We start from the raw sequence: 5,153 nt of genomic DNA on the forward strand, positions 1-5,153 counted from the left end.
AACAAACAGCCGCAAAAAAGACGGCTTAAAGGTAAGCTCGTAACAGGGTGTAGAGGGCTTGTGATGGCCCTTTGAGGCGTTCTACCATGTCTCAAGAAGCCCCGCCCGTTCGCAAGATCGCGCGTGGGAGTATCACGCTTCGTGCATTTCGCCGTGATCCGCTTGTTACCTGCAGCAAAGATGATGCTGACAAGCTGCTTCGCACTATGGTTGCAAACACAAAGAAGTATCTGCCGGATGGCTGGAGTTAACGTTATAGTTTACAGATAAGCCAATATTTATAACAAAGCCCGAAGGTGAATGGTTATTAAAATTTGTGATTGACTTTCCTTTAGTGTATATGGTATAGTATTCTGCGTTAACAAGTTAGTTAGCAATTAAAAAACAAAATAATATTCCGTGAGGGAGTAGTTCGCGATAATCGTGGTTTGTCAACAACCCCGGCTTTTGCCTGGCAAATCTTAAAGAATGAGACTCATGTATGCGTTTTTTTAGTGTACGCATACATGGGTCTTTTTTATTTGTTAATAACGTATCTTGCGGAATAAAAAAGGAGGAAATGATGGGTGATTTCATCAACAGTGCACCGCTTTTCGTTGTAATTCTGCTTCTTGTAGTAGGATTTGCACTTTTGGTAAAAGGAGCGGATTTTTTTGTGGAGGGAAGCTCAAGCGTAGCAAAGAAGCTGGCAGTGCCGTCCATTATTATCGGATTAACAATTGTAGCAATGGGAACATCACTTCCTGAAACAGCTGTCAGTGTAACTGCATCTTTAGTAGATAACAATACACTTGCCATCAGTAATGTAGTCGGGTCAAATATTTTCAATTTGATGTTTGTTATCGGTGTCTGTTCTATTCTTTCTACAATTTATGTGCAAAGAGAGACAGTAACGCGCGATATTCCGTTTTCAATTATCTGTGCATTATTGCTGCTTGGTCTTGGAATGATTGCAGTTGGTGATGCAACTGGCATGACGCTTGGCCATTTTGATGGAATCCTTTTTCTTATCCTTTTCGCAGGTTATATTGGACTGATGATAAAAAGTGCGATGAAGGCAAGAGCAGAGGGAAAAGAAGTCGAAGCAAATGACGAATTTGACGCAGAAGAGTTAAAGGTAATGTCATATCCTAAGAGCATTCTTTATATCGTTGGCGGTGCAATTGCAATTGCGATTGGCGGAGATTTGACTGTAGATACGGCAAGCCGCATTGCAATTGATCTTGGAATGAGTCAGACGCTTGTAGGACTTACTATTGTTTCTATTGGAACATCACTTCCAGAGCTTGTTACATCTGTTGTAGCAGCGCGCAAAAATGAGGTTGATATGGCAGTAGGAAATGCAGTCGGATCAAATATTTTTAATATTTTAATGGTCCTTGGAATTGCATCTGCAATCAATCCAGTCAGCCTGATTCGCGAAAATGTGATTGATATTATCATTTTAGTAGTATTCTCAGTTGTTGTATGGATTTTTGCAGCGACAAAGAAAAAGATCAGCAGAAGAGAAGGAATTGCAATGGTAGCAATGTATTTAGTTTATGCGGTTTATATTATTCTTCGATAAAATGATACCAGGGTCAAAAGCTTCAAAAGCCGTTCGTGCTTGCACTAAAGGCTTTGAGCTTGGGATCCTCAAAAACATAAAAAAGCTTCGAGAACTCTGTACGAAAGAGCTCTCGAAGCTTTTGTGTATGATTAAATTAATACACAACTGTTCCAAAAGGCATCAGCGCCAGCTTTGCCATTTTAAAATGCTGCAGACCAAATGGAATACCGATTATGGTGATACACATGATGCAGCCCCATAATAGAGAGTGCAGTGCAATCGGGATACCAAAGAAAATGGCCCAGATGATATTTAGTAAAAAGCTTCCAAGTCCACCACCGTATGTAACATCCTTTCCAAACGGAAAAAGTGCCAGGCCGGCTAACTTAAAGCATTGCATGCCAACCGGGATTCCCACAATGGTGATACACCAAATACATCCGGCAATTAAATATCCTAGTGCACTGACAAGACCTCCGCAGAGCATCCATATAATATTCCCAAGGCAACCCATAAAATTTTCCTTCCTTTCTTACATTAATTTAAGAAGAGGATACACATTTTCAGCGAGAAAGTCAAGATTATCTGCTGTTAGAGGCACCACTTACAATATGGTAGTATGCGTTTGATGTGATGCGGTACACAATTGTGTAGAAGATCGCAAATGCTCCAAAGCTGATTAACGTAACAATTGTATATAGATGCAGATTTGTTAAATTAAACAGCAGCAGGATTTTTCTAATCATCGGAAAGGCAAAGATCAAATGAGTACCGGCACCGACAAGAGGCAGGAAAAAGACAGTCAAAAGCTGTGAGTTGATGCTTTTTCGAATTTCTTTTTTTGTCATGCCTACCTTTTGCATAATATCAAAACGTGCCTGATCTTCATAGCCTTCTGAAATCTGCTTGTAATAGATAATCAATACAGCAGCTAGCAAGAAGACAATGCTAAGGACAATTGCCAGATAGAACAACCCACCAAAATCAGCGAAGAAATCCTCATAATTGGCAGCGCGGCTTTCAAATTGGCAGCTTTTAATTCCTGTGTTTTGTTTATAGCTTTGTGTGAAAAAATCAGAAATAGTGGATGAAAGATCATTTGCCAGTAAAATCTGATCATCACGATTTAAGTTGGTATCAAAGTTATAGTGCCAATAAAAGTAAACGGACTTTTCATTACCAGGCAATGCTGCAATGGCATCAACTGCCGCATGAATGTCTGGAACGATTAAGACAAATGTAGTGGAAATATTTGCCATTGAATTGCCGTCAGGTCTAAATTTGTCAATTTGCTTTTTGATTGTGTATGTCATGCCATGCTCAAAGGAAATCGTGCTTTCATTATAAGCAGAGTCCCGAGTTGAAAAAAGCAGCGCTTCATCAGATTCAAGAGTTTCATTCGTGCCCATCATTTTGTTGTAATCTGAAAGTGGAACGAAGTAAAATATTTTGCCTTCAAGGTAATTTGCTGTTTCAGAATGGCTGTCAAACGGAGTATCGCATACAAAGTCATTATCAATTAAATAGCCGTAAAAACAGGCAGAGCGATAATCAGAAACATTGGATGGTGTACATTCATATTTATCCATAGCATCAGATGCAAGCTTGCGAATTGATGCTGTATTTTCATCAGACATTGTATCGAAGGAATTATATAAAACAGTTGTATTAAATTGATACGGATAGCGATTTGATAATACATCATCCATACCGAAGTATAAGCTTACTGTAGTGGAAAGCATGACGAGTACCATCGTAGCAAGAATACAAATCGAAGCCAGTCCGGCACCATTTCTCTTCATTCGGTAGACCATCGAGGAGATCGACACAAAATGATTTGCCCTATAGTAATAGCGCTTATTTTTCTGTAGCAGACGACAGAAAAGCACAGAGCCTGCAATCATAATCAGATAAGTTCCAACGATAACAAGAATGACAGCAATGAAAAACATGCCAAGTGCTGATACAGGATCTGCAACTGTTACTGCAAGATAATAGGCAGCAGCTAAACAAATCATACCTAGAAGACCTAAAAGAATATTTCCCTTCGGTGGTTTTTCACCGACAGATTCGCTTTTAACAAGTGTAATAGCATTTGAAAAATGAATCTGACGGAGTGTATTAAAAAATAGCAGAATAAAAATGCAGCCAAATACAGTTAGTGTAAATAAAATGGAGTCTGGTGAAATATGCATGGAATAAATAATCTGAGCGTGTGTCAGACGAGCCATGGCAAGTTCAGCAAGCTTCGAAAATAAAATGCCAAAACCTATGCCGAAAACAAGAGAAATCACTGCTGTCAAAAGCGTTTCCCAAAATAAAATGCGTGCAATATTTAGTTTTCCCATACCAAGAATGTGATACAGACCAAATTCCTTTTTTCGTCTTCGAATTAAAAAGGAGTTTGTGTAAAACAGAAAAATACAGGAAAAAATACCTACTACAATGCTGCCAAGATTAAGCGTAGAGCGCATGATCTGGCCGCCATTCATAGATGCAATTGTATCACTGTAGTGCAGATAAGAAATGATATAGAACATCATCACCATTCCAATACAGGTGCAAATAAATGGAACATACATCCTGCGATTTTTCCTTATGCCGTCGAAGGCAAGCTTCGGGTAAAATCCTGTTTTCATCGGCGATCACCTCCTGTTGCAAGAAGTGTCAGTGTATCAGAAATTTTTTGATACAGCTGTTCATCAGTATCATTTCCACGGTAAATTTGGTGGAAAACCTCGCCGTCTCGAATAAATAAAACACGTCCGGCAGTGCTGGCTGCCTTGACAGAATGCGTTACCATTACAATTGTTTGCCCGGTGCGGTTAATCTCTGAAAATAAACTAAGCAGCTCATCAGATGCCTTTGAATCGAGTGCACCAGTTGGTTCATCAGCCAAAATAAGCTTCGGATTTGTAATTAATGCGCGGGCAGCTGCGGCACGCTGCTTTTGTCCGCCTGAAACCTCATATGGATATTTTTTAAGTAATGCGCTGATACCAAGACGTTCTGCGATTGGCACCAAACGATCATGCATTTTTTTGTAAGGTATTCCGGCAAGTACAAGTGGAAGATAAATATTGTCCTCAAGTGTGAAGGTGTCTAGCAGATTAAAATCCTGAAATACAAAGCCGAGATTGTCACGGCGAAATGCTGAGATTTGAGATTCCTTCAATTTTGACAGATTATTGCCATCTAAAATTACATTGCCTTCAGTTGGTTTATCTAAAGCAGCAAGGATATTTAAAAGTGTTGTTTTGCCTGAACCAGATTCGCCCATAATAGCAACATACTCGCCCTGCTCTACACTGAAATTTACATTCTTCAGTGCCTCAACCTTATTGCCGCCAAAGCGGGTGGAATATATTTTTTTCAATCCATTTACTTCAAGTATTGTCATGGTATTAAGTACCTCCTGTAATTCTTTCTTACAAGGCATAGTATAACAAAACGGAAAATGCATTGCCATTGAATTGGCTTACATTTTCCGCCCTAAAACTTACAGTAGTGTAAGAAATAAAGATTTTTGGTAACTATTCAGAGCCATGCAAAATTGCTTTCTGTGAATGCTTGCATTCAGACAGAATAGCAATTTTATATGGCG

At 39.2% G+C, this 5,153-nt stretch carries 5 protein-coding genes; 2 read left to right on the top strand and 3 right to left on the bottom strand.

Annotated elements, in window-relative coordinates:
- The first annotated feature begins 86 nt into the window (after positions 1-86).
- Both LKD48_RS16105 and LKD48_RS16110 read left to right on the top strand, forming a co-directional pair.
- A complete protein-coding gene (locus LKD48_RS16105) occupies positions 87-251 on the top strand; it encodes a hypothetical protein (RefSeq protein WP_308732615.1) in 165 nt (54 codons plus the stop codon).
- 311 nt (positions 252-562) lie between these two features.
- Entirely contained in the window at positions 563-1,567 is a 1,005-nt protein-coding gene (locus LKD48_RS16110; RefSeq protein ID WP_308732618.1) for a calcium/sodium antiporter, read from the top strand.
- A 136-nt stretch (positions 1,568-1,703) separates the two neighbouring features.
- On the opposite strand, the gene LKD48_RS16115 is transcribed toward LKD48_RS16110, so the two are convergent.
- The 3 genes from LKD48_RS16115 to LKD48_RS16125 all read right to left on the bottom strand — a co-directional run bounded on the left by LKD48_RS16115 (position 1,704) and on the right by LKD48_RS16125 (position 4,949).
- The gene (locus LKD48_RS16115; RefSeq protein WP_118612766.1) at positions 1,704-2,063 is read right to left on the bottom strand and encodes a YccF domain-containing protein; all 360 of its coding nucleotides are present in this window, start codon (positions 2,061-2,063) and stop codon (positions 1,704-1,706) included.
- A 67-nt stretch (positions 2,064-2,130) separates the two neighbouring features.
- Positions 2,131-4,188, bottom strand: a complete 2,058-nt coding sequence (locus LKD48_RS16120) for an FtsX-like permease family protein (protein WP_308732616.1) — start codon at positions 4,186-4,188, stop codon at positions 2,131-2,133.
- The gene (locus LKD48_RS16125) at positions 4,185-4,949 is read right to left on the bottom strand and encodes an ABC transporter ATP-binding protein (protein WP_308732617.1); all 765 of its coding nucleotides are present in this window, start codon (positions 4,947-4,949) and stop codon (positions 4,185-4,187) included. Before LKD48_RS16125 ends, LKD48_RS16120 begins: the two co-directional genes overlap by 4 nt.
- Positions 4,950-5,153 lie beyond the last annotated feature (204 nt).

It is taken from the genome of Anthropogastromicrobium aceti (genome assembly GCF_020687335.1).
In the GTDB taxonomy this organism is placed as follows: domain Bacteria; phylum Bacillota; class Clostridia; order Lachnospirales; family Lachnospiraceae; genus Anthropogastromicrobium; species Anthropogastromicrobium aceti.